We start from the raw sequence: 22792 nt of genomic DNA, 5'->3' as shown, positions 1-22792 counted from the left end.
TCATCCCCACCCAGCGGAACGCTCCGATGAAAAGCAAATCCCTGATCGCTTCCATGGCCCTGGCCCTCGCCACCGCCGCCTTCGTCGCCCCCGCCATGGCCGCGACGCCCGTGAAGGACATCGTGCTGGTGCACGGCGCCTGGGTCAACGGCAGCGGGTGGAAGCCGGTTTACGACATCCTGGTGAAAGATGGCTACCACGTCTCCGTGGCGGAACACCCGCTCACCTCCTTCGCGGACGACGTGACCGCGGTGAAGCGCATCGTGGACATGCAGGAGGGACCCGTGATCCTCGTCGGCCATAGCTACGGCGGCGCCATCATCACCGACGTCGGCAACGACCCGAAAGTGGTCGGCCTCGTCTACATCGCGGCGCACGCGCTGGACCAGGGCGAAACCGAAGTGTCGAACGGCAAGCGCTACCCCAGCGAAACCAGCAAGACGCCGGACATCCGGAAGACGGCGGACGGATTCCTGTACCTCGACCCGGCGAAGTACCCGGCGGACTTCGCCGCCGATCTCTCGCCGCAACAGGCACGGTTCGAGGCGAACGCGCAGGCCCTCACCGCGGCTTCGGTATTCGCGGCGCCGGCCGGACAGCCCGCCTGGAAGACCAAGCCGAGCTGGTACGCGGTGGCCACGGCCGATCGCATCATCAATCCCGATCTCGAGCGGATGTACGCGAAGCGCGCGAACAGCCACACGATCGAGGTGCAGGGGGCGAGCCACTCCGTTTACCAGTCGCACCCTAAGGAAGTCGCCGCGCTGATCGAACAGGCGGCGAACCAGTCGGTGAAATGACCACGCTCGGGCCCTGCCATCGGGCCCATGCGTCACGCAAAAAAAACGGGGCCATGTGGCCCCGTTTTCGTTCCGCTGGATCAACCGCGATCAGTTCGTGCCATGCAGCGCGTGCTTGAGATCGCGCATCTGATCGTGGCCCGACTTCACCGAGACATAGGCCTCGTTGATCAGCGAACGCGTGCCGGCGGTCACGTCGGTGTCCTTCAGCGCGTCTTCGTACTTCGCCTTGATGTGGTCCTCGCCACGCTCGACTTCGTCGACGATCGCGGTGTCGTCCTTCGAGCTCATCTTCGCGCGGAGCTCGACGAACATGCGGTGCGCCTTGGCGAGCACGGTGCCGTCGTCTTCCGGGTTGCCGCCCAGCGCGCGAACCTGCTGCTGCAGCTTCTGCGTCACCTGACGACGCTCCGCGGCGCGCGACTGGAACGTGGCGGCGTAGCGGGTGTTCTCGGCGTCCTTCGCCGCCTCGCCGTAGCCCTCGGCGCTGTCGATCGTGGTCTCGATAAGGTTGTTCAAGACCTTGATGTCGTGTTCGGTGCTGCTGCTCATCGTCTTGGGCTCCTTGGTGACTTCGATGAAGTCGTTCGTAGGACCTCCAGCTTCGCCGTTGCGGGGTGCAGCGATCCGTGAAAGACGCGTGGCAGCGTTGCACACACGCGGCAACCGTTCATTCAGGACGATGCGGCGCATACTTGTCGCTCACGCTTCCACCACGGGGATGTCCATGACAGCTCATCGTCGCGCGCTGATCACCGGCGCATCGGCCGGCATCGGCGAAGCCTTCGCGCGCGAACTCGCGCGTCGCGGTCACGATCTCGTCCTCACCGCGCGCCGCGCGGACCGGCTCGAGGCGCTGGCGCGCGAATTGCGCGACCGTCACCAGATCGACGTGATCGTCGCACCGCTCGACCTCGCCCGTCCCGACGGCCCCGAGGCGCTGGTCGCCGCGCTCGACGCGCAGGGCCTCTCGATCGACGTCCTCGTGAACAACGCGGGCTATGGTGTGCCGGGTTATTTCGAGGAGCAGCCGTGGGCCACGCATGCGGCGTTCATCCAGGTGCTCATGACCGCGCCGACCGAGCTCGCCTGGCGGCTGCTTCCCGGCATGAAGGCGCGCGGATATGGGCGCATCGTCAACGTGGCCTCGCTGGCCGGCCACGTTCCCGGCTCCGCCGGGCACACCCTGTACGCCGCGTCGAAGGCTTATCTGATCCGTTTCTCACAGTCGCTGGCGCTGGAAGGCAAGGCCGCCGGCGTCCACACGACCGCGGTCTGCCCCGGATTCACGTATTCCGAGTTCCACGACGTCACCGGATCGCGCGAGCTGGTCTCGAAGATGCCGAAGTTCATGTGGATGGATGCCGCTACCGTGGCGCGCCAGGGCATGGACGCCGTGGAGGCGGGAAAGGCGGTGCTCGTGAACGGCCGGGTCAACCGGTTCATCAAGGCCCTCTTCAAGGTGGTCCCCGATGCCCTGGCCCTGAAAATGGTCGAGCGGCAGGGCCGGCGGTTCCGTACCGGACCCCAGCGGGGGTGATCGGCGGGCAACCGTGACCTCTGGCATAGGCCCCGTCGTCCGGTGGGGGCTAGCCTCGTCCGGTTTGCGGCGCCTTCCGCGCCGCCCTGCCGTCACCGGGGACTCTAGATGTCGACCAAACGCAACACGGCGCTGACCGGCGCCGTCCTTCTCGCCCTGATCGGGGCAGGCGCCTCGGCGCAGACCGTCACCACCGACGACTACCGCCGGGCGGACTCGTTCCTTTCCAACAACACGGCGCCCCTCGTGGACCACTCGGTCCAGCGCGTGACCTGGATCGACGACGGCCACTTCTGGTATCGCGACCACGACAAGGACGGCGACCAGTTCCTCACCGTCGACGCGGCGACGGGCCAGGCGACGCGCGCGTTCGATCGCGACAAGGTCGCGGCCGCGCTGTCCGCCGCGACCGGCAAGAAGGTCGACGCGGCGAAGCTGCCGGTGACCTCGTTCGTGGTGCGCCCGGACGACGGCATCGACATCACCTCGCGCGGCAAGCAGTACGTCTGCGACAAGGCGATCGGCAAGTGCGAGCTCGCCGCGGTGAAGAAGGACGCGAACGGCAAGCCGTACGGCGACGAGCCGGGCCTGAAGTCGCCCGACGGCAAGTCCGAGGCGTTCATCCGCGACTGGAACCTCTGGGTGCGCGATGTGGCGTCGGGCGCCGAAACGCAGCTCACCACGGACGGCGTCAAGGATTACGGTTACGCCACCGACAACGCCGGCTGGAAGCACACCGACGAGGCGATCCTCGTCTGGTCGCCGGATTCGAAGAAGATCGCCACGTTCCAGCAGGATCAGCGCAAGACGGGCGAGATGACCCTCGTCAGCGTCAACGTCGGCCATCCCAAGGTCGACACGTGGAAGTACCCGCTGCCGGGCGACAAGGACGTGACCATGATCGAGCGCGTCGTGATCGACGTGCCGACGAAGAAGCTCGTCCGCTTCAAGATGCCCGCCGACCAGCACCGCTCGACGATCTGCGACGACATCTCGTGCAGCCCGGGCGTGTGGGACGACGTGCGCTGGTCCGCCGATGGCAAGAGCATCGCCTTCGTCTCCACCGCGCGAGACCATACGCACGAGTGGTTCCGCGTGGCGAATCCCGAAACCGGCGACGTGCGCACCGTGTTCGAAGAAAAGGCCAGGACCTACTTCGAAGGCGGCAACGACATGGCCAACTGGCAGTACGTGCCCGAGACCGACCAGGTGATCTGGTTCTCCGAACGGAGCAACTGGGGCCACCTGTACATGTACAGCCTGAAGACGGGCAAGCTCGAGCACGCCATCACGCAGGGCGACTGGAACGTCACCCAGGTGCTGCGCATCGATCCGAAGACGAAGACGATCTGGTTCCGCGGCGTCGGTCGCGAGAAGGGCGTCGATCCGTATTACCAGCAGTTCTACAAGGTCGGTTTCGACGGCAAGGGCCTCACGCTGCTGACGCCGGAGAACGCCGATCACACCGTGTCCATGTCGAAGGACGGCACGTACTTCTTCGATTCGTACTCCACCATCGATACGCCGCCGGTCGCCGTCGTGCGTCGCGCGAACGACGGCACGACGGTCAGGGAGATCGCGCGTGCCGACATCTCGCGCCTGAAGGCGAAGGGCTGGGTGCCGCCGACCGCGTTCACCGTGAAGGCGCGCGACGGCAAGACCGATCTCTACGGCCAGATGTTCAAGCCGACGAACTTCGACGCGTCGAAGAAGTACCCGCTCGTCGTCTACATCTACCCCGGCCCGCAGGTCGGCTCCGTGCGCACGCGCAGCTTCATCCCGTCGCACGGCGACAACCAGGCGCTGGCCGAGCTCGGCTTCGTCGTGGTCGCGGTCGATGGCATGGGCACGCCGCTGCGTTCGAAGGCGTTTCACGACGCGTACTTCCAGAACATCGGCGACAACACGCTGCCCGACCAGGTCGCGGCCGTGAAGCAGCTGGTGAAGAAGTACTCGTGGCTCGACGGTAACCGCGTCGGCATCTGGGGTCATTCCGGTGGCGGCAACGCCACGGCCACCGCGATGTTCCGTTACGCCGATACGTTCAAGGTCGGCATCTCGGAGTCGGGCAACCACGACAACCGCAACTACGAGGACGACTGGGCCGAGAAGTGGCAGGGCCTGCTCGTGATGGACAAGGACGGCAAGTCCAACTACGACGATCAGGCGAACCAGAAATGGGCGTCGGGCCTGAAGGGGCACCTGATGCTGGCGCACGGCACCTCGGACGACAACGTCCCGCCGTACGAAACCCTGCTCGTGGTCGACGCGCTGATCAAGGCGAACAAGGACTTCGACCTCGTGATGATCCCGAACGCCCGCCACGGCTACGCCGCCGCGACGCAGTACATGACGCGCCGTCGCTGGGACTACTTCGTGCGCTACCTCGCCGGCGGCACGCCGCCGAAGGAATTCGAGCTCACGCCGATGACGCCTCCGGGCGGTTGAGGAAAGAAAACCCCGCTCATGGCGGGGTTTTCTTTTTACGCCGGGCCCTTCCGCTTCGTAGGAGCGCGCCCTGCGCGCGACAGTCTTTCGCGACGAGCGTCAGGGCCTGCCGCGCTTGGCAAGAAGCTGTTGCGCGCAGGGCGCGCTCCTACGTGGGCATGGTCAGGCGACAGCCACGAATCGCATCGCCACCGCGTTCATGCAGTAGCGCAGGCCCGTCGGATCAGGGCCGTCGTCGAAGACGTGTCCCAGATGCGCGTCGCAGCGCGCGCAGCTGACCGCGATGCGTTCCTCGCTGAGGCTGCGGTCGGTCGTCTGCACGATGTTCTTCTTCGAGATCGGCTGCCAGAAACTCGGCCAGCCGGTGCCGGAGTCGAACTTGGTCGCGGAATCGAACAGCGCCGTGTCGCAACCGATGCAGCGGTAGATGCCGTTATCGTGGCGGTCCCAGCCTTCCCCGGAATAGGGCGGCTCGGTGCCTTCGTGGCGCGTGACGTAATAAGCGCGGGTCGACAGCTTCTCCTTCCACTGCTCGTCGGTCATGACGACTCGCGCTTCGACGCACGTACCCAGCGGCTTCTTGTCCCGGGCGAAGCATTCGAGGGTCACGTTTCCGCCCCGGGGAGCCGGGGCATCGGCGGCGATGGCCGGCCGGCCGGCACGCAGGAAAAAGGGTAGCGAAACGGACGCCGCGGCCGTCACGGCCAGGACGCCCAGAAAACGACGGCGATCGGGATCGTTGCGCATGGTGCCTCCGGACAGGGAGGGAGCCGCGAGGGCTCCGTCCCCAACCAGACCGGCGGGGGCCCGCGGAAATTACAAACTCAGTCGTTTACCCAGTGGCACTCGCGGTGGGTCTCGTACCGTGCGTTCTTGTCCTGGTGGTTCTTCTGGATCTGGTTGCCGGCGTAGCCACCACCGACGGCACCGGCCACGGTGGCCAGCGTCTTGCCCTTGCCGCCACCCACCTGGTTGCCCAGCAGGCCGCCGGCGACAGCGCCCACGCCGGTGCCGATCAGGCGGTTGTTGTCTTTCGACTGGATTTCCTTGGTCTGCACGTCGCGGCACACCTGGTGCTGGCTACGGCGGGCCTGGGCCTCGACGGGCGAGGTGGCGATGGCGGCGGTGCCCGCAAGGGCGATCGCGGCGGCGGCGATAAGCGTGGTCTTCATGTCGGATCCTCCTTCTCGGTGGCCTTCAGCGATACCTTCGGGCTCGTGATGGAGGGGTCAATCCGCGCCTCCGGAACGGGCCGGGTCGACATCGCGTATGGCCGCGGTTTAATCGGCGTGCCACGAGCCTCCGCGACGGCCTCGGTCAACTCGGCGCCCAGCAACAGGATCAACGCGGAGTAGTAGACCCATACCAGCAGCACCACGACGCCGCCGGCCGGTCCGTACGGACCGCCCACGTTGCTCCGGTCGAGGTAGACGGCAATGGCGAACTTGCCGACCGCGAACAGGAGGGCGGTGAGCGTCGCGCCGATCATGGCGTCGCGCCATTCGATGATCGCGTCGGGCAGCACCTTGTAGATCGCGCCGAAGATCAGGACGAAGACGGCGAGGGAAATCAGGATCTCGAGGACCTGCCATCCCGTGGTGCCGCCCCGGACGAAGACGGCGATGAGCGCGCTGGCCGAGAACGAGATGACGAGCAGGAACGCCAGGGAGAGGAGCAGCCCGAGCGCGTGCATGCGCGCCCTCAGCCAGCCGAGGATGGCCCCCTTCGTCGAGCCGGGACGCGGCTGCAGGCTCCACACCCGGTTCAGCGCGCCCTGGAGCTGGGCGAACACCGCCGAGGCGCCGACGAGCGTCACGCCGAGACCGATGACACCGGCCATGCTGCCCACGCTCGGCCGCTGCTTGGCGTTCTCGATGACCAGCCGCACCGCGTCCGACGCCCGTGGGCCGACCAGCCCGTTCAGGCTGTCGATGAGCTGGGTCTGCCATTCGGGCCGCAGCGACGCCACGATCCAGAGCAGCAGCACGAGGAGCGGCGCGAACGACAGCGCGGAATAGAAGGCGAGCGCGGCCGCTCGTGTCATCAGTTCGTCGTCGCTGAACCCCTTCGCGGTGGTCCGGATGACGCGCCAGGTGAGTTTCAGCCTCGAGTCCACGGCGGGAACCTCCGTTTTTTTGCCGCCCAGCTTCGGGGTTGGCGCGCGAAGGCGGCGTGGAGCGCCGCTATCCCCCGGCGGAATGCATGCGCGCGATGGCATCGGGAATGCCCTCGGCGCCGGCTACCTCGATGACACGATCCCCGAGGGTGAAATCCGCGACCAGCTCGTGCGCCCACGTGCTGTGGTACGGCATGTAGACGCCGAAGCCGCCCAGCTCGACGACGGGCGCGATGTCCGATTTCAGCGAGTTGCCGACCATCGCGAACCGTTGGGGCGCCACGCCGAACTCGGCGAAGAGCCGCGCATAGGCCGCCGGGTCCTTCTCGGAGACGATCTCGATGCGATGGAAGATGTCGGCCAGGCCGCTGCGCGCCACCTTGTACTCCTGGTGGAACAGGTCGCCTTTCGTGATGAGCACCACCCGGTGGTTGGCCGCCACGGCGGACACCGCCTCGCGGATCCCCGGCAGCAGCTCGACGGGATGGGCGAGCACTTCCTTGCCCAGCCGCACGATGCGGTGGATGTCCCGGGCCTCGATCCGGCCGTCGGTGAGCTCGATGGCCGACTCGATCATCGACAGCGTCATGCCCTTGGCCCCGTAGCCGAAGAGGGCGATGTTGCCGCGCTCGGTGGCGAGGAGGGCGTCGCGAAGGCCGCGACTGGCGAGGTCGACGTAACGACCCAGGATGGCCTCGAACGCCTCCTGCGCCCGGTCGTAGAACTCCTGGCTTCGCCAGAGGGTGTCGTCGCCGTCGAAGCCGACAAGGTCGATCATGGGATGCGCTTCCCGGTCATGCGAAGCGGGCTAGGATAACGCGTCACCCGCCGCCATATCCTCTCGCGACCTGGATCGGGAGCTTCCCATGTACGAATTCACCGATATCGACTGCCCCTACTGCGGCGAGACCATCGAGGTCGCGGTCGACACCTCGGCGGGCAGCCAGACGTATATCGAAGACTGCCAGGTGTGCTGCCGCCCCATCGTCATGCGCCTCGTGGTCGATGCGTCCGACGAATCGTTCGAGCTCTCCGCGTCGGCGGAGAACGAGGGCTAGAAAACGAAAGGCCCGGGAAGCCCGGGCCTTTCTCGGTGCATCGACGGGGCGTTCGATCAGAACGCCACGCTGGTCTTCAGGCCAAGCACGAACGCGTCGTCGTTCTGCTTGCTGCCGCCCGGATCCTTGATGTACTGAAGGTTCGGGCGGATCGCGATCGAGGGGATCGGCGACCAGCTGTAGAACACTTCCGCCACGCGCTCGTAGCCGTCCTTGATCACGCCTTCGTTGCCCGGATTCAGCGCGTTGAACAGACGCTGGTTCTTCGCGGCGTAGCCGTTCGCGTGCGAACCGCCGAACGCGGCGCCGATGAAGTCGTTCGGGCGATCGAAGATGCCCTTGTACTCCATGCCGACGGCGAACTGGTTGTTCGTGGCGGACGTCGCGTGGTCGGCGGCCGTGTAGTTGAGGAACACGCTCGCACCCTTGCCACCGGCCACACCCGTGATCTGCTGCTGGAACGTGATCCAGGCGCCGCGACGCGAATCGTGCTGCAGCGGCGTGCCGCCGTTGGAGGCGAGCGGCAGGTGATCCTCGTTGAGGTAGAGGTCGTCGCCGTCCGACGTGTTGTACCAGACGCCTGCGCGATAGGAGCCGGGCAGGCCGTTGACCGACGGCTTCCAGCCGAATTCCAGCGGAATCAGCGCGCCGGTGGTGCCGCTCGGGAAGTTCGGCTTCCAGCCGTTGCGACGCGCGTAACGGTCGTCGACGTACTTCGGATTCATCTGGTACGCGGCGATCTGCACGAAGGTGTCCTTCGTGGTGTCGAGCTTGAGCACCGTGGCCCACTGGCTGGTCGGCCAGTTCACCCAGTAGTCGCCCACGATGTTGCCGGGCTGGGCGCCGCAGAAGTTGAGGTTCTGGAAGTCGCACGAGAACTGGTTGATGTCCTCGCCGACCGGCAGGCGGCCGACCTTCCAGGTGAGGCGGTCGTCGAAGAACTTCTGTTCCAGCGAGAAGATCGTCAGGTGCCAGGTCTGGCCGCGACCGTAGACTTCCTGGATCAGCTGGTTGGTGCCGATGTTGGCGTCGGCGCCGATGTTCCGGCCGTTACGATCGGTAATGACGATCTTGAAGGTGGCGCCGCTCCATCCCCAGAGCTTCTCGAGATCGAACGCGCTGCCGAACTTCCACTGGTCGGTGTAGCGGGTGATGCGGCGGTCGCCGCCGGAATAGTTGTGCGCGGCTTCGAAGCCGTAGCCGAAGTCGAACGTGATGCCCTTGTCCGCGAGGCGCGTACGCTCACCGCCCCAGTCGCCGAACAGATACTTGCTGCTCGCCATCTCGCTGGTGTCCGACTTCATGGAGTCGTCCTGCGCGTGGGCGGCGGTGGCGCCGAGCGCAAGGCAGGCCAGGACCGTCTTCGCAAGGGGATGCCTGATGAATGAATGGCGCATGTACCCTTCTCCCTGAAAGAAAAATTATGCTTTTTCGTACGTCGATTTTGTTTATATCAGTTGCGACGCAGCATCTTTTCACTACGCACAACCGAGCAATCATAGAGCTTTTGTCATATCAAAGCGTAGGCATCGCGAACTCGGCGCCAGTGCTTTCACTGTGGTTCAGCCAACGCTGTGTAATGGCCTTCTGCCTTGTGTAAAACCTTACGGATTCCGGTCCGTGGGCATGGTGATCGCCCATCAGGCTCTTCTTCCAGCCGCCGAAACTGTGGAACGCCATCGGCACGGGGATCGGCACGTTGATGCCGATCATGCCCACCTGAACGCGATGCGCGAATTCCCGCGCCACCTGTCCGTCACGCGTGAAGATCGCCGTGCCGTTGCCGAACTCGTGGTCGTCGACCAGTTTGAGGGCGCTCGCGAAATCGGGGACGCGGACGACGCACAATACCGGGCCGAATATCTCTTCCTTATAAATCCGCATCGATGGCGTCACGCGGTCGAACAGCGTGCCGCCGAGGAAAAAGCCCTGCTCGCAACCCGCGACGCGATGCCCGCGACCGTCGACCACGAGCTCCGCGCCGGCCGCGACGCCGTCGTCGATGTAGCCGGTGATGCGATCGCGATGGACACCCGTCACCACCGGTCCCATGTCGACCGACTCGTCCAGGCCGTGCCCGATGCGCAGCGCTTCCACGCGAGGTGCGAGTTTCGCGACGAGGTCGTCCGCCGTGGCTTCGCCGACGGCGACGGCGACGGAGATGGCCATGCAACGTTCTCCCGCCGCACCGTACCCGGCGCCCAACAGGGCATCCGCGGTCTTGTCGAGGTCCGCGTCGGGCATGACGATCATATGATTCTTGGCCCCACCCAAGGCTTGGACGCGCTTGCCCTGCGCGCATCCGCGCGCATAGATGTATTCGGCGATCGGCGTCGAACCGACGAAACTGACGGCACGGACCAGATCGTGATCGAGGAGCGCATCCACCGCGGTCTTGTCACCATGGACGACGTTGAACACGCCATCGGGAAGACCGGCTTCCTTGAGCAGCTTCGCCAGCTCGACGGCCAGCGTCGGATCGCGCTCGGAGGGTTTCAGCACGAACGTGTTGCCGCAGGCCACGGCCATCGGGAACATCCACATCGGCACCATGGCGGGGAAATTGAACGGCGTGATGCCCACGCACACGCCGAGCGCCTGGCGCATCGTCCACGCGTCGATGCCGTTGGCGATCTGCTCGGTGTATTCACCCTTGAGCAGCTCGGGAATGCCGCACGCGTACTCGACCACTTCGAGGCCGCGCACGAGTTCGCCCTTCGCGTCCGAAAGCACCTTGCCGTGTTCGGAGACGATGATGCGCGCGAGGCGATCCATGTCGCGTTCGATGAGCTCCTTCAGGCGGAACATCACGCGCGCGCGCTTCAGCGGCGGTGTCTGCGACCACGCGGGAAACGCGGCGTGCGCCGCGCGCACGGCGGCATCGACATCGGCGACCGAGGCGAGATCCACCTCGGCGGCGGGCACGCCGCGCGCGGGATCGTAGACGGGCGCGCTACCGGAGGGCGAGCCGGCGTAAGGCTTGCCGGCGATGAAGTGGCCGATGCGGGGAAGGGTTTGGCTCGACGGCTGGGCTGACATGATCGTGTGTACTCCGACCGCGCGCGTCAGCGCGCGATCATCCATTCGTGGGCGGGGTCGTTGCGGAAGTGCCATTCGCGGCGCGGGCCGGCCATGACGTTGAGGTAGTAGCCTCGATAACCGTGCGGCATCACAACGGGGTGGTAACCACGCGGGACCATCACGACGTCGTGATCCCCCACGGCCATCGACTCGTCGATGTCGCGCGTGTCGGTGTAGACGCGCTGGAAGGCGAAGCCTTGCGGCGGGTCGACGCGGTGGTAGTAGGTCTCCTCCAGCACGCTCTCCTCGGGCAGCGCGTCCGTATCGTGCTTGTGCGGCGGATAGCTGGAGGAATGGCCGGCGGGCGTGAGCACCTCGACGACGAGCAGCGATTCGGCGGGCTCGGTCTCGGGCAGGATGTCGCAGACGTAACGCGTGTTCGCGCCGGTGCCGCGCACCGAACGCTTCATCGTCGACGGTTCGATGTGGCGCACGCCGTGCTTGCCGCTGGCGGGTGCCGAGGCGACGGCGATCTCGGCGTCCGTCGACGCGACGATCTCGTAGACGGACGACGGTGGCGCGTAGATCGCGTGCGGCGAGGTGTCGTCGAAGACGCTGGTGCGACCGCCGAGTCCCTGCCACGACGCCTCGCCGACGCGGACGTCGACCGTGCCGGTGAGGATCACCAGGCAACCTTCGCGATCGGCGGGAAGTTCGATGCGCGTCGTCGCGCCGGCGGCGAGCCGGCGCGCCTCGAAGCCGACGTGCTTCCAGTGCGCGGTCTGCGGCGTCACCTTGACGATGGCTTCGCCGGTGGGCATGGCCTTGACCAGGAGCGTCATGCGACCTCCCTGACCGTCTCGCGGTCGAGCAGGGTACGCAGCGTGTCGTAGCCCTTCTTCGCGTACGCGTAGCTCGGTGCCACGGCCGGATCCTGCTCGGCTTCGACGACGAGCCATCCGCGATAGCCGTGCGACTGCAGGCGCGCGACGATCGACGCGAAATCGATGACGCCGTCGCCGGGCACGGTGAACGCGCCATTGAGCACGGATTGCAGGAACGTCCACTGGCGGTTGCGGGCGAGGCGCACGATGCCGGGGCGCACGTCCTTGCAATGCACGTGACAGATCCTGGCGATGTGGCGGTCGAGCACGGTGAGCGGATCGCCCCCACCGAAATAGGTGTGACCGCTGTCGAAGAGCAGGCCGACCTCGTCGCCGGTGTTGGCCATCAGCTGGTCGATGTCCTCGGGCGACTCGACATAGGCGCCCATGTGATGGTGATACGCGAGGCGCACGCCGTGGGATAGCGTGAAGCGCGCGAACTCGGTGACCCGCTCGCCATAGCGTTTCCATTCGTCCGCGCCGCGAAAGCGTGGGCGCTTGTACAGTGGCACCGGCTCACCCTGGATGGCATGGGCGACCTCGCCGTAGACCATCACCTTGCAACCGTTCTCCGCGAGCAGGCGCAGGTGCTTCGCGACGGCCTCCGTCTCTTCCTTCGCGTCGCGCTCCCCGAGGCGACCCGAGTACCAGCCGGAAACGACGGCGAGGTCGTACCCCGCCATCAGGTCGCGCAGGGCCGCCGGTTCCTTCGGAAACTTGTTGCCGAGCTCGAAGCCCTCGTAGCCGATGGCCTTGCCTTCTTCGAGCGCGGTCGAGAGCGGAATCTCGCCGCCGAGCGACGGCAGGTCGTCGTTGCTCCAGGAGATCGGGTTGATGCCGATGCGGATCGAATCGTTCTTCATGCTGGCGTAATCCTGGCCTTGCGGCCGGCGAGGGCGGTCTCGTAGTCCGTGCGCGCGTCGCGCACGCCCTGCCGCGTGGAGACTTCCGGCACCGCCACGTCCCACCATACGCCGCCTTCGGCGGTGGTGCGCGTGTGGTCGGTATCGATGCTGATGAGATAGGTGCGGTCGGCCGCGCGTGCCCGTTCGAGGGCATGTTCGAGCCCGGCGATGTCGGCGACGTGTTCGGCGATGGCGCCGAGGCTGCGCGCGTGGGCCGCGAAGTCGATCATGGGGGCGCCGTGCCGGCCCTGCACGCAGTCGTCGAACATGTTGTTGAACGGCGCGCCGCCGGTCGCCTGCTGCAGGCGGTTGATGCAGCCATAGCCGCGATTGTCGAGGAGCACGATGATCAGCTTCGCGTCGAGCATCACCGACGTCGCGATCTCCGAGTTCATCATCAGGTAGCTGCCGTCGCCGACCATGACGATCACCTCGCGGTCGGGCGCGGCCATCTTCACGCCGAGCCCGCCCGCGATCTCGTAGCCCATGCAGGAGTAGCCGTACTCCATGTGATAGCCGCCGGGCGTTTCGGTGCGCCAGAGCTTCTCCAGTTCGGCGGGTAGCGTGCCCGCGGCGCAGACGACGATGTCGCTCATCGCCGACCGCGGCGACGAACGCTGCACCGCGCCGATCACCTCGCCGTCATACGGCAGGCGTCCTGGCGGCGCGTCCCGCTGTCCGGTGATGCGCGAGACGATGTCCACCCATTCGCTCGCCGCCTGCCGTGCGCGTGTCGTCCATGCCTCGGGTGCGGCCCAGTCCTCGAGACTGAAGCTCAGGTCGTCGAGTACCTGTGCCGCGTCGCCGACGCACTCGATGCCCTCGCCCTTCAGCGTGTCGAACGCGTTCACGTTGACCGACAGGATCGGCACGTGCCGGAACAGGGCGTTCGAGCCGGTCGTGAAGTCCTGCAGACGCGTGCCGACCGCGATGACGAGGTCGGCCTCCGGCAGTAGCGCGTTGGCCGCGGTGGAGCCGCTGACGCCCGCGGGACCGAGGTGCAGCGGATGGTTCCATGGCAGCGCGCCCTTGCCGGCCTGCGTCTCGCAGACCGGCACGCCGTGCTTCTCGGCGAACGCCATCAGCTCGGGCGTGGCCTTCGCATACAGCGCGCCGCCGCCCGCCACGATCACCGGCCGTTCCGACGCCTCGATGGCGTCGAGGGCCGCCATCAGTTCGTCGTCGGTGGGCTGCGGCGCACGGAACACGATCTCGCGCGGCTCGAAGAACGAGACGGGAAAATCATAGGCCTCGGCCTGCACGTCCTGCGGAAGCGCGAGCGTCACCGGGCCGCAAAGGGCAGGATCGGTCAGCGTGCGGATCGCCCGGGGCAGGGCGGTCAGCAGTTGTTCCGGCCGCACGATGCGGTCGAAGTAGCGCGACACCGGCCGGAAGCAATCGTTGACCGAGACGGTGCCGTCGCTGAAATCCTCCAGCTGCTGGAGGACGGGGTCGGGCGCGCGCGAGACGAAGATGTCGCCGGGAAGCAGCAGCACGGGAAGGCGGTTCACGTGCGCGAGCGCCGCGGCGGTCACGAGATTCGTGGCGCCCGGGCCGATGGACGTCGTGACCGCCATCATGCGCCGGCGCATGTTCGTCTTCGCGTAGGCGATCGCGGCATGGGCCATGGCCTGCTCGTTGTGCGCGCGGTAGGTCGGCAATTCGTCGCGGATGCCGTGCAGCGCCTCGCCCAGCCCCGCGACGTTGCCGTGCCCGAAGATGGCGAACACGCCACCGAACAACGGCGTCGCTTCTTCCTGGTCGGCGTCGCGGCCGCGCAACGCGGCGAGGTAGCGGACCAGCGCCTGCGCGCAGGTCAGTCGGATCGTCTCGCTCATGCGGCGGCACCTTCTTCGATCCGGCGGCCGGTGTTCCGGCCATCGCGCCACAGCGCGATCATGCGCTCGAAGGATGCCTGCGCCTGCGCCACCAGCGCGTCGTCGTCGATGTCTCCGGCGAGCCACGCGCGGGCGCAGTCGGCGAAGATGGTGCGGCCGACCGCGAAACCGCGGCACGTCTCGCTCGCCGACGCGTCGGCGAAGCCGGCGGCCAGCGTCTCGGCCGGCGCGTTCAGGCCGAGCAGGAGCACGCCACGGCAATGCGGGTCGCGTTCGTGGATCAGGGCGTCGATCGCCGCCCAGGCGTCGCGGCGGGGCGGGCACAGTTTCCACCAGTCCGGACGGATGCCGAGGTTGTAGATACGCTTCAAGGAGCGCAGCACCTTCTCGTCGCGCACGACAGGATCCGGGCAGCCGGGCGGAATGACTTCGAGCAGCAGCTCGTGACCGCTGAGCGTCGCCGCGTCGTACAGGCTGCGGAGCTGCGTTTCCTGCTCCACGCGCAGCAGGGGATCGGCGTCGGGATCGAAGGCTACGAGGCATTTGATGACGTGCTCGCGCGGCCAGGCGACGAGCTGGCTGCCGATGGACCGTCCGCGTTCCAGTTCGAGCGGATTCGATCCGGAGACCTCGACGGGACGGCCGATCCACCAGCCGCGGCCGGTGGCGGCGTTCAGGGCGTCCTGGCCGTATCGGTCGTCGGCCAGGAGACCGACGTGGCCCTGCAGCCTGCCGGCGCGCTCGGTGGCGGCCACCGCCTCGACGAGGAGTTCCTTCAGGCGAGGAATCCGCGCCTCGTCCGCGCCGGCCTGACGCGCGATCTCGAAGAACGGCACGCGGTGGTCGAAAGCGAACACGTAGAGCTCGTCCCACGCCTTGCGCGGCACGGCGGTGCGGTGCAGGTGCGACAGGTCGGCGTCCAGATCGGGGCGGCGGATCGTGCCTTCCCTTGCGAGGAACGCGTCGAGCTCCGCGCGACCTGGCATCGCCGGCGCGCAGCCGTGGCGCGACACGACGATGGCGCCGCACGCGTTCGCGAAGGCGCACGCGCGTTCCACCGTCTCGCCGCGCAGCCAGCCGGCGAGGAAGCCCGACAGGAACGCGTCGCCGGCGCCGAGGACGTTGAGCACGTCCACGCGGCTGCCGCGGAAGGTGGGTGCTTCGTCGATGTCGGCCGGCACGGCGCCGTCGACGATGCTGCAACCGAGGGGCCCGCGCTTGACGACGAGCGTGGCGTTGCTGATCCCGCGCACCGCGCGCAACGCGGCGAGGAGATCCTCGCTGCCGCCCGCGATGTGGAATTCCTCCTCGGTGCCGACGATGACGTCGAACCCGCCGAGGATGCCCTGCAGGTGCGCGGTGACGTGATCGGCGGCGACGAACCGTCGCTCGCCCTCGCCCCGGCCCGTCAGGCCCCAGAGCACGGGGCGATAGTCGATGTCGAGCACCGTGCGCACGTCGTGCTTGCGGGCGAGTTCGAGCGCCCGCGTGCTGGCGGCGAGCACCCCGGGCGTGGACAGGTGCGTGCCGGTGATCGCGAGCGCGCGGCAGGAGGCGATGAACGACTCGTCGATGTCGCCGGCGTCGATCGCCATGTCCGCGCAGTTCTCGCGATAGAACAGCAGCGGGAAGGTGTCGCGATCCTTGATGCCGAGGATGGCCAGCGCCGTGAGCCGCTCGGCGTCGACCTTCACCTGACTGGTGTCGCAGCCTTCGGCGTCGAGTGTTTCGGTCAGGAAACGGCCCATGTGATCGTCGCCGACGCGAGAGAGCATCGCCGAGCGCAGGCCGAGCCGCGCGGTGCCGAAGGCGACGTTCGCCGACGAGCCGCCGAGGTACTTCGCGAAGCTGGTGACGTCCTCGAGGCGGGCGCCGATCTGCTGGCCGTAGAGATCCACCGCGAGCCGGCCGAGGCAGGCGACGTCGATGGGGCGGGAGGCGGAGCGGGGCAGGGGACTACGCATAGGGGTTCCGTGTTCAGGCCGCGCGGCCTTCCAGTTCGTCGACGAGGCTCTGGATCTCGGTGCCGCCGGCCATCATGTCCAGCACCGCTTCCTTCGTGATGTCGCTCTTGGCGAACGTGCCCATCGACTGGCCGCGATTGAGCAGCGTGAAGCTGTCCGCGATCGGGTAGGCGTGGTGCACGTTATGGGTGATGAAGATCACCGAGATGCCGCGCTCGCGCGCGCTGTGGATGAGCTTGAGCACGTTGCACGATTGCTTCACGCCGAGCGCCGCCGTCGGCTCGTCGAGGATCAGCACCTTCGCGCCGAAGTGGATCGCGCGCGCGATGGCGAGGCACTGCCGTTCGCCGCCCGACATCGTGCCGACCGGCTGGCTCGCGTCGCGCACGCGGATGCCCATCTCGGCCAGCTTGTCGCGGGCGGTCTCGTTCGCGTAGTTCATGTCGATGACGGGGATGCAGCCGAACAGCTTCTTGCGCGGCTCCCGGCCGGCGAAGAAGTTGCGGGCCACGCTCATCAGCGGCACCAGCGCGAGATCCTGGTAGACCGTGGCGATGCCGCGATCGAGCGCCTCGCGCGGCGAGTTGAAGCGGACGTCCTCGCCCTCGACGCGGTAGGTGCCGGTGCTCGGCTGGTGCACGCCCGCGAGCGTCTTGATGAGCGTGGACTTGCCGGCGCCGTTGTCGCCGAGCAGGCAGTGCACCTCGCCGCGCTTCAGTCGCAGCGTCACGCCCTGGAGCGCGATAACGGTGCCGAAGTACTTGCTGACGTTGTCGAGTTCGAGGATGTAATCGTCGGCCATGGTGGCGCTCCTCATTTCGTGGCCGCGGCGCGGCTGCGGATGTAGTGGTTGAACAGCACCGCCAGCAGCAACATGCCGCCGAGGAAGACGCGGTACCAGTCGGAATCGATGTTGGTGTAAGAAATGCCGATCTGCACGACGCCGAAGATCAGCGCGCCGAAGCAGGCGCCGATGACGGAGCCGAAACCGCCGGTCAGCAGCGTGCCGCCGATGACCACGGCGATGATCGCCTCGAACTCCTTCTGCAGGCCGCGGTCCGCGGCCGCCGAGCCGACGTCGGCCACCTGCAGTACGCCGAACAGGCAGGCGCAGAAGGCGGTCAGCACGAACAGCGAGATCTTCACGCGGCGCACGGGAACGCCGACGTTCTTGGCTGCGTTGGCATCGCCGCCGACCGTGTAGATCCAGTTGCCGAAACGGGTGCGCGCCAGGACGAAGCCCGCGGCGAGCGCCATCACGATCCACCACACCAGCACCTTGGGCAGGCCGCCAACGACCGGCTCGCCGCTGGGCAGCTTCTCGATGAGGTTCATCGAGGCCAGTCCGCTGAAGAGCCAGTGGAGCGTCGTGCCCTGGAACAGCGCGGAGACGACCGGGTCGTTCGTGAACTTGTCGCCGACACCGCTGACGATCGTGCTGTTGGCGAAGCTGGTGGAGAGCACCAGCGTCAGGCCGCGGAGGATGAACATGAAGGCGAGCGTGACGATGAACGACGGCAGCTTCGTGCGGACCACGAGGTAGCCGTTGAGCGCGCCCAGCGCCATCGAGCCGGCGAAGGCGAAGATCACCGACGCCCACAGCGGCCAGCCGAGGTACATCGGAGGAATGGCCACCATGACGCCGGCGAAGCCGATCATCGAACCCATCGACAGATCGAATTCGCCGGCGATCATGAGCAGGCAGGCGCCCACGGCGATGATGCCGAGGTACGCCGCGACCTGCGCCCAGTTGATGACGCCATCGAGCGCGAACATGCCCGATCCGCCGGCGGTGATGCCGAAGAAGACGAAGACGAGCACGGTGCCCGCGATGGAGCCCAGTTCGGGCCTGTCGAGCAGGACGCGCCACGGGGATATCTTCCGTACGCGCTCGTCCGTGGGTTTCGTCGCTTCCGGCGTCGTGGCGCGGGTGTTCTGGATCATGTGGGTGACGCTCTCGTTGATGGCGCTCATGGACGGTACTCCTGCCGGTCAGCGGTACTGGCCGGCGTACTTCTCGACGGTGGCGACGTTGTCCTTCGTGACGAACGCGGGGCCGGAGCTGACGCCGGTGGCGGTGTAGATCGGCTTGAGGTCGTACTGCTTCAGGCGCGCCTGGAACTTCGGGTTGGCCTTCAGCGCAGCGATGATCGCCGCCGGATCCTTCGTCTTCTGGTCGTTGGCGATGATCAGCGCCGCGATGCCCATGTAACCCTGCAGGTACGGCTGCTGATCGATCGCGTACTGGATCACGCCGGACTTGATGCCGCCGATGATGGCGGGGGAGAGATCGAAGGTGCCGAAGTCGATCTTGCCGGTCAGGCGCATGTCCTGGACCACCTTGATCGTCGGCTCGGCGGCGTTGGGGCCGAGCGCGAGGATCGCCTGGGTCTTGGGATTGCTGCGCAGGTAGGCGCTGACCTTGCTGGCGACCACGGTCGGGTCCATGCCCGTGTCGATCATCGAGGTCTTGCGCCAGTCCTTCACGCCGATGGCTTCGGCGAAGCCCTGGCAGCGCTCGAACGAGGCGTTGTTGGTCGCGTAGTGGTTCACGCAGACGAAGCTCGTGATGCCCTTGGCCTTGGCGCGTTCGCCCGCCGCCTTGCCGGCTTCGTATTCGCCCTGGCCGATGTGCATGATCGCGCCGATCTTCTTGCTCTCCGCCGGCGTGCCGGAGTTGATCGTGACGATGGGAATGCCCTTGGCCGAGACCTTCTTCGCCGGCCCTTCGAGCACGGAGTAGTTCGCGATGTCGAACGCGACGCCCTTGTAGTTGCGCGCGGCGGCGGACTCGAGCTGGCGGGCCATCTCGCTCAGGTCGCCGTTGCCCGAGCCGCGGTAGTCCACGGAAACGCCGAAGTCTTCGCCGGCCTGCTTGATCGCGTTCTTGATGGTGTTCCACCACGAATCGGAATCCGCGGCGTGGGTAACGAGAACGTAACGGTCGCCCGGCGCGGCGCGGGAGGCGGGGGCGGCGGCGCCCAGACCGAGGGCGAGAGCGGCTGCCAGCGTGGCGTGGAACAGTTTGGATCGCATATTTCCTCCCCGAGTGACCGCATCGCGGTCGGATGGATGGATTGACGTGACTGCGATGCGGCCTGGCGGCCGCTGTTTGTGCCGAAAGCGGACCGAGCATGGACCGCCTGTTCCAGCGTTGCAATTTGCATTGCAGCAAAAAAATAAATGGAAAAAACGTTCCATCCCGTGCTTGAATGCGCCGGTCACCGCAGGAGACGCCGATGGCCAAACGCAGCGAAGCCGATGCCCTCATGCAGCGCATCGCGGAGGAGTACGAGGCGCTGCCGCGCCAGCTGCAATGCGTCGCCCGTTACCTTGAGGAACATCGCAGTTCGATCATGGTCCAGCGCGTCGGCGAGATCGCCGAGGGCTGCGGCGTGCATGCGTCGGCGGTGGTCCGCTTCGCCCAGCGCTTCGGTTACTCCGGCTTCTCCGAGATGCAGGCCGTGTTTCGCGACGCGTGGGCCGCGCAGGCGTCGCCATCGCGCAGCTACCAGCAGCGCATCCGCAGCGTCATCAAGGGTCGTACCGACGGCGTGTCCGCGGTGGAGATCGCCTCGCGCTTCATCGATGCCAGCCGCGCCGGCCTCGACGAACTCGCGGCGGAGATCGACGAGACGCGCTTCCAGAAGGCGGTCGACATGCTGGCCGGCGCCGAGAACATCTACGTGATGGGCGTGCGCCGCTCGTTCGCGATCGCGACGTACATCGCCTACGCGTTGCAGCACACGCAGAAGCGGGTCCACCTGGTGAACGGCCTGGGCGGCATGTTCCGCGAGCAGCTGCGCAGCATCGGCAAGGGCGATGCGCTGATCGCGATCAGCTTCCCGCCGTTCGGCAAGGAAACCCTTTACGCCATGCGCGTCGCGCAGCAGCACAAGGCGGGCGTGCTCGCCATCACCGAGAGCGATCTCGGCCCGCTGGCGCGGCATTCCGATGTCCTGCTCAAGGTGAAGGAGGGCAGCGCGTTCGCCTTCCGTGGTCTCACCAGCACGATGTGTCTATGCCAGGCGCTGTTCGTCGCGCTGGCCTACAAGCTTGAACTGACCGTTGAAGAAACGATTCCCCGAGGAGAATACGATGATTGAAGTAGCCGTTTTCGGTGCCGGTCGCATCGGCAAGATCCATGCGGGCAACGTCGCCCGGCATCCGGAGGCGCGCCTGCGCTACGTGGTCGACGTGCACGAGCCCTCGGCGCGGGAACTGGCCGGGAAACACGGCGCGAAGGTCGCATCCGTCGACGAGGCGCTGAACGATCCGGCGGTGGGCGCCGTCGTGATCGGTTCGAGCACGGATACGCATGCCGACCTCATCCATCGCGCCGCCGCCGCGGGCAAGGCCATCTTCTGCGAGAAGCCCGTCGACCTCGACGTGGAACGCGCGCGCTCCTGCCAGGCGGCGGTCGAGAAAGCCGGCGTGGTCTGCATGATCGCCTTCCAGCGACGTTTCGATCCCACGTTCTCCTCGCTCAAGAAACGGCTCGACGAGGGCGAGGTCGGTACGCCCGAGCTGCTGATCGTCACGAGCCGCGATCCCGGCGCGCCGCCGGTGAGCTACATCAAGAGCTCGGGCGGCATCTTCAAGGACATGCTCATCCACGACTTCGACATCTTCCGCTGGATCCTCGACGACGAGGCGGTCAGCGTGCATGCGACGGGGAGCTGCCTGACCGATCCCGCAATCGAGGCGGCCGGCGACATCGATACGACGGCGGTCACGATCCGCACGAAGAGCGGGAAGCTCTGCCAGATCAACACCTCCCGCCGCGCGGCTTATGGATACGATCAGCGGTTCGAGGTGCTGGGCAGCAAGGGCATGCTGCAGGCGGGCAACGTCGCTCCGACGCAGGTCGTCTCGCACGGCGCGGCGGGCATCGTTCACGACCTGCCCGAGCACTTCTTCCTGGAGCGCTACCGCGAGGCCTATGCCGCCGAGATCGCGCACTTCTTCGATGCGCTGGCGGCGGGAACGCCGGTGCGTACGACGATCGCCGACGGCATCAAGGCGCTGGAACTCGCGGAGGCCGCGGCGCGGTCGTGGCGCGAAGGCCAGGCCGTGGCCGTCGGCATCTGAGGGGCGGCATCATGACGTCCCTTCGTATCGGCCTGGCCGGCCTCGGCCGGCTGGGCCAGCGTTACGCCGAGAACCTCGCGCGGGCGGTGCCGCGCGCCGAGCTCGTCGCGGTGTGCAGCCCCGTGGACGCGGAGCGCGCCTGGGCGCGCGAGGCGCTCGCGGTGCCGGCGATCCACGAAACCTACGAGCAACTGCTCGCCGATCCGTCGGTGGACGCCGTGTTCCTGGTGACGCCGACGTCGTTGCACGCGAGCCAGATCGAGCAGGCGCTCGACGCGGGCAAGCACGTCTTCTGCGAAAAGCCGTTGTCGCTGGACACGGAGGACTGCCGTCGCGCCGCGGCGCACGCCGCCGCGTCGGACAAGCGGGCGATGGTGGGATTCGTGCGCCGCTTCGACGAAAGCTATCGCCATGCCTTCCAGCACATCGAGGCGGGCGGCATCGGGCGACCGTTTCTCGTCTACTCGCAGACGACCGATCTGGCCGATCCGAGCGGCGCGTTCCTGAAGTTCGCGCCGACCAGCGGCGGCATCTTCCTCGATTGCAGCGTGCACGACATCGACCTCGCGCGCTGGCTGCTTGGTCGGCCGAAGGCGGTGAAGGTGTATGCGACCGGGACGGTCGCGATGTATCCGCCGCTGGAAGCCATGGGCGACGTCGACAACGGCATCGCGACCGTCGAGTTCGAAGGCGGCCGCATGGCGATGTTCTACGCCTCGCGCACGCAGGCGCACGGACACGACACGCATACCGACATCACGGGCACCGCGGGCCGGCTGAGCGTGGGGCGCAACCCGCGGGCGGACCGCGTCGAGATCGCCGACGCGAGCGGCATCCGCAATACGGTGCTGCCATCGTTCTACGAACGCTTCGCGCCGGCGTTCGTGACGCAGGCGCGGCATTTCGTCGATGCGATCCTCGACGGCACGCCGTTCGACCTGACGATGGACGACGCGGTCGAGGCGACGCGCATCGCCGTGGCGTTGCGCGAGTCGCTCCACCGGGGGCAACCCGTGACGCTGTGACGCGCCATGGCGCGGATCGCCGATGCGATCGGCTCCCACGCTCCGGTAGTTGCGAAAGGTGCTACCGAAGAGGTGGGAGCCGATCGTATCGGCGATTTCCTT

General features: G+C 67.0%; 21 protein-coding genes. 7 read left to right on the top strand and 14 right to left on the bottom strand.

Annotated features, from left to right (window positions below; genetic code table 11):
- Nucleotides 1-26: 26 nt before the first annotated feature.
- The gene (locus J2X58_RS11425) at nt 27-800 is read left to right on the top strand and encodes an alpha/beta hydrolase (protein WP_090175527.1); all 774 of its coding nucleotides are present in this window, start codon (nt 27-29) and stop codon (nt 798-800) included.
- A gap of 90 nt (nt 801-890) precedes the next feature.
- Here J2X58_RS11425 and J2X58_RS11420 read toward each other — a convergent pair whose 3' ends face one another.
- Nucleotides 891-1352 (bottom strand): PA2169 family four-helix-bundle protein, encoded by a 462-nt coding sequence (locus J2X58_RS11420; RefSeq protein WP_090056600.1) that lies wholly within the window; start codon nt 1350-1352, stop codon nt 891-893.
- Between the two features lie 175 nt (nt 1353-1527).
- Between J2X58_RS11420 and J2X58_RS11415 the strand changes: the two genes are divergently transcribed.
- Nucleotides 1528-2340 carry an SDR family oxidoreductase gene (locus J2X58_RS11415; RefSeq protein WP_310048309.1) on the top strand — a complete coding sequence of 271 codons (813 nt, stop codon included), beginning with the start codon at nt 1528-1530 and terminating at the stop codon, nt 2338-2340.
- A gap of 108 nt (nt 2341-2448) precedes the next feature.
- Nucleotides 2449-4788 carry a DPP IV N-terminal domain-containing protein gene (locus tag J2X58_RS11410; protein ID WP_310048307.1) on the top strand — a complete coding sequence of 780 codons (2340 nt, stop codon included), beginning with the start codon at nt 2449-2451 and terminating at the stop codon, nt 4786-4788.
- 162 nt (nt 4789-4950) lie between these two features.
- Here the strand turns inward: J2X58_RS11410 and msrB are convergent, their stop codons facing one another.
- From msrB to J2X58_RS11390, 4 genes are all read right to left on the bottom strand, one after another.
- Complete coding sequence (gene msrB / locus J2X58_RS11405; RefSeq protein WP_310048305.1) at nt 4951-5535, bottom strand: peptide-methionine (R)-S-oxide reductase MsrB; 585 nt, start codon at nt 5533-5535, stop codon at nt 4951-4953.
- 77 nt (nt 5536-5612) lie between these two features.
- Nucleotides 5613-5960, bottom strand: a complete 348-nt coding sequence (locus J2X58_RS11400) for a glycine zipper 2TM domain-containing protein (protein WP_090056609.1) — start codon at nt 5958-5960, stop codon at nt 5613-5615.
- Complete coding sequence (locus tag J2X58_RS11395; protein ID WP_310048303.1) at nt 5957-6904, bottom strand: YihY/virulence factor BrkB family protein; 948 nt, start codon at nt 6902-6904, stop codon at nt 5957-5959. The genes J2X58_RS11400 and J2X58_RS11395 overlap by 4 nt, the downstream gene beginning before the upstream one ends.
- A gap of 67 nt (nt 6905-6971) precedes the next feature.
- Nucleotides 6972-7682, bottom strand: a complete 711-nt coding sequence (locus J2X58_RS11390) for an HAD family hydrolase (RefSeq protein WP_310048301.1) — start codon at nt 7680-7682, stop codon at nt 6972-6974.
- 88 nt (nt 7683-7770) lie between these two features.
- On the opposite strand from J2X58_RS11390, the gene J2X58_RS11385 reads away from it, so the two are divergent.
- A complete protein-coding gene (locus J2X58_RS11385; RefSeq protein WP_090056618.1) occupies nt 7771-7962 on the top strand; it encodes a CPXCG motif-containing cysteine-rich protein in 192 nt (63 codons plus the stop codon).
- 56 nt (nt 7963-8018) lie between these two features.
- Here the strand turns inward: J2X58_RS11385 and J2X58_RS11380 are convergent, their stop codons facing one another.
- The 9 genes from J2X58_RS11380 to J2X58_RS11340 all read right to left on the bottom strand — a co-directional run bounded on the left by J2X58_RS11380 (nt 8019) and on the right by J2X58_RS11340 (nt 19610).
- Nucleotides 8019-9359: a carbohydrate porin gene (locus J2X58_RS11380; protein WP_310048299.1), complete on the bottom strand. Its 1341-nt coding sequence runs from the start codon at nt 9357-9359 to the stop codon at nt 8019-8021.
- A 118-nt stretch (nt 9360-9477) separates the two neighbouring features.
- Nucleotides 9478-11001, bottom strand: a complete 1524-nt coding sequence (locus tag J2X58_RS11375; protein ID WP_310048298.1) for a CoA-acylating methylmalonate-semialdehyde dehydrogenase — start codon at nt 10999-11001, stop codon at nt 9478-9480.
- Between the two features lie 26 nt (nt 11002-11027).
- Nucleotides 11028-11825 carry a 5-deoxy-glucuronate isomerase gene (gene iolB / locus J2X58_RS11370; protein ID WP_310048297.1) on the bottom strand — a complete coding sequence of 266 codons (798 nt, stop codon included), beginning with the start codon at nt 11823-11825 and terminating at the stop codon, nt 11028-11030.
- Entirely contained in the window at nt 11822-12730 is a 909-nt protein-coding gene (iolE, locus tag J2X58_RS11365) for a myo-inosose-2 dehydratase (RefSeq protein ID WP_310048296.1), read from the bottom strand. The genes iolB and iolE overlap by 4 nt, the downstream gene beginning before the upstream one ends.
- Nucleotides 12727-14610, bottom strand: coding sequence for a 3D-(3,5/4)-trihydroxycyclohexane-1,2-dione acylhydrolase (decyclizing) (gene iolD, locus J2X58_RS11360; protein WP_310048293.1), 1884 nt, complete (start codon nt 14608-14610; stop codon nt 12727-12729). The genes iolE and iolD overlap by 4 nt, the downstream gene beginning before the upstream one ends.
- Nucleotides 14607-16574: a 5-dehydro-2-deoxygluconokinase gene (iolC, locus tag J2X58_RS11355; protein ID WP_310048291.1), complete on the bottom strand. Its 1968-nt coding sequence runs from the start codon at nt 16572-16574 to the stop codon at nt 14607-14609. Before iolC ends, iolD begins: the two co-directional genes overlap by 4 nt.
- Nucleotides 16575-16587: 13 nt before the next feature.
- A complete protein-coding gene (locus tag J2X58_RS11350; protein ID WP_217642660.1) occupies nt 16588-17376 on the bottom strand; it encodes an ATP-binding cassette domain-containing protein in 789 nt (262 codons plus the stop codon).
- A gap of 11 nt (nt 17377-17387) precedes the next feature.
- Nucleotides 17388-18548: an ABC transporter permease gene (locus tag J2X58_RS11345; protein ID WP_090056634.1), complete on the bottom strand. Its 1161-nt coding sequence runs from the start codon at nt 18546-18548 to the stop codon at nt 17388-17390.
- An 18-nt stretch (nt 18549-18566) separates the two neighbouring features.
- Nucleotides 18567-19610, bottom strand: a complete 1044-nt coding sequence (locus J2X58_RS11340) for a sugar ABC transporter substrate-binding protein (protein ID WP_090056636.1) — start codon at nt 19608-19610, stop codon at nt 18567-18569.
- A 203-nt stretch (nt 19611-19813) separates the two neighbouring features.
- Here J2X58_RS11340 and J2X58_RS11335 point away from each other — a divergent pair, with 203 nt between their 5' ends.
- From J2X58_RS11335 to J2X58_RS11325, 3 genes are read left to right on the top strand one after another with little or no spacing between them, the layout of a single operon-like run.
- The gene (locus J2X58_RS11335) at nt 19814-20680 is read left to right on the top strand and encodes a MurR/RpiR family transcriptional regulator (RefSeq protein ID WP_310048287.1); all 867 of its coding nucleotides are present in this window, start codon (nt 19814-19816) and stop codon (nt 20678-20680) included.
- On the top strand, nt 20673-21665 hold the full coding sequence (gene iolG, locus J2X58_RS11330; protein WP_090056640.1) for an inositol 2-dehydrogenase: 993 nt from the start codon (nt 20673-20675) through the stop codon (nt 21663-21665). The genes J2X58_RS11335 and iolG overlap by 8 nt, the downstream gene beginning before the upstream one ends.
- Nucleotides 21666-21676: 11 nt before the next feature.
- On the top strand, nt 21677-22690 hold the full coding sequence (locus J2X58_RS11325; protein ID WP_175472862.1) for a Gfo/Idh/MocA family oxidoreductase: 1014 nt from the start codon (nt 21677-21679) through the stop codon (nt 22688-22690).
- The last annotated feature ends 102 nt before the right edge of the window (nt 22691-22792 follow it).

Source organism: Luteibacter sp. 3190, from assembly GCF_031456385.1.
Lineage (GTDB): Bacteria > Pseudomonadota > Gammaproteobacteria > Xanthomonadales > Rhodanobacteraceae > Luteibacter.
This window is presented reverse-complemented; position numbering and strand designations above follow the sequence as displayed.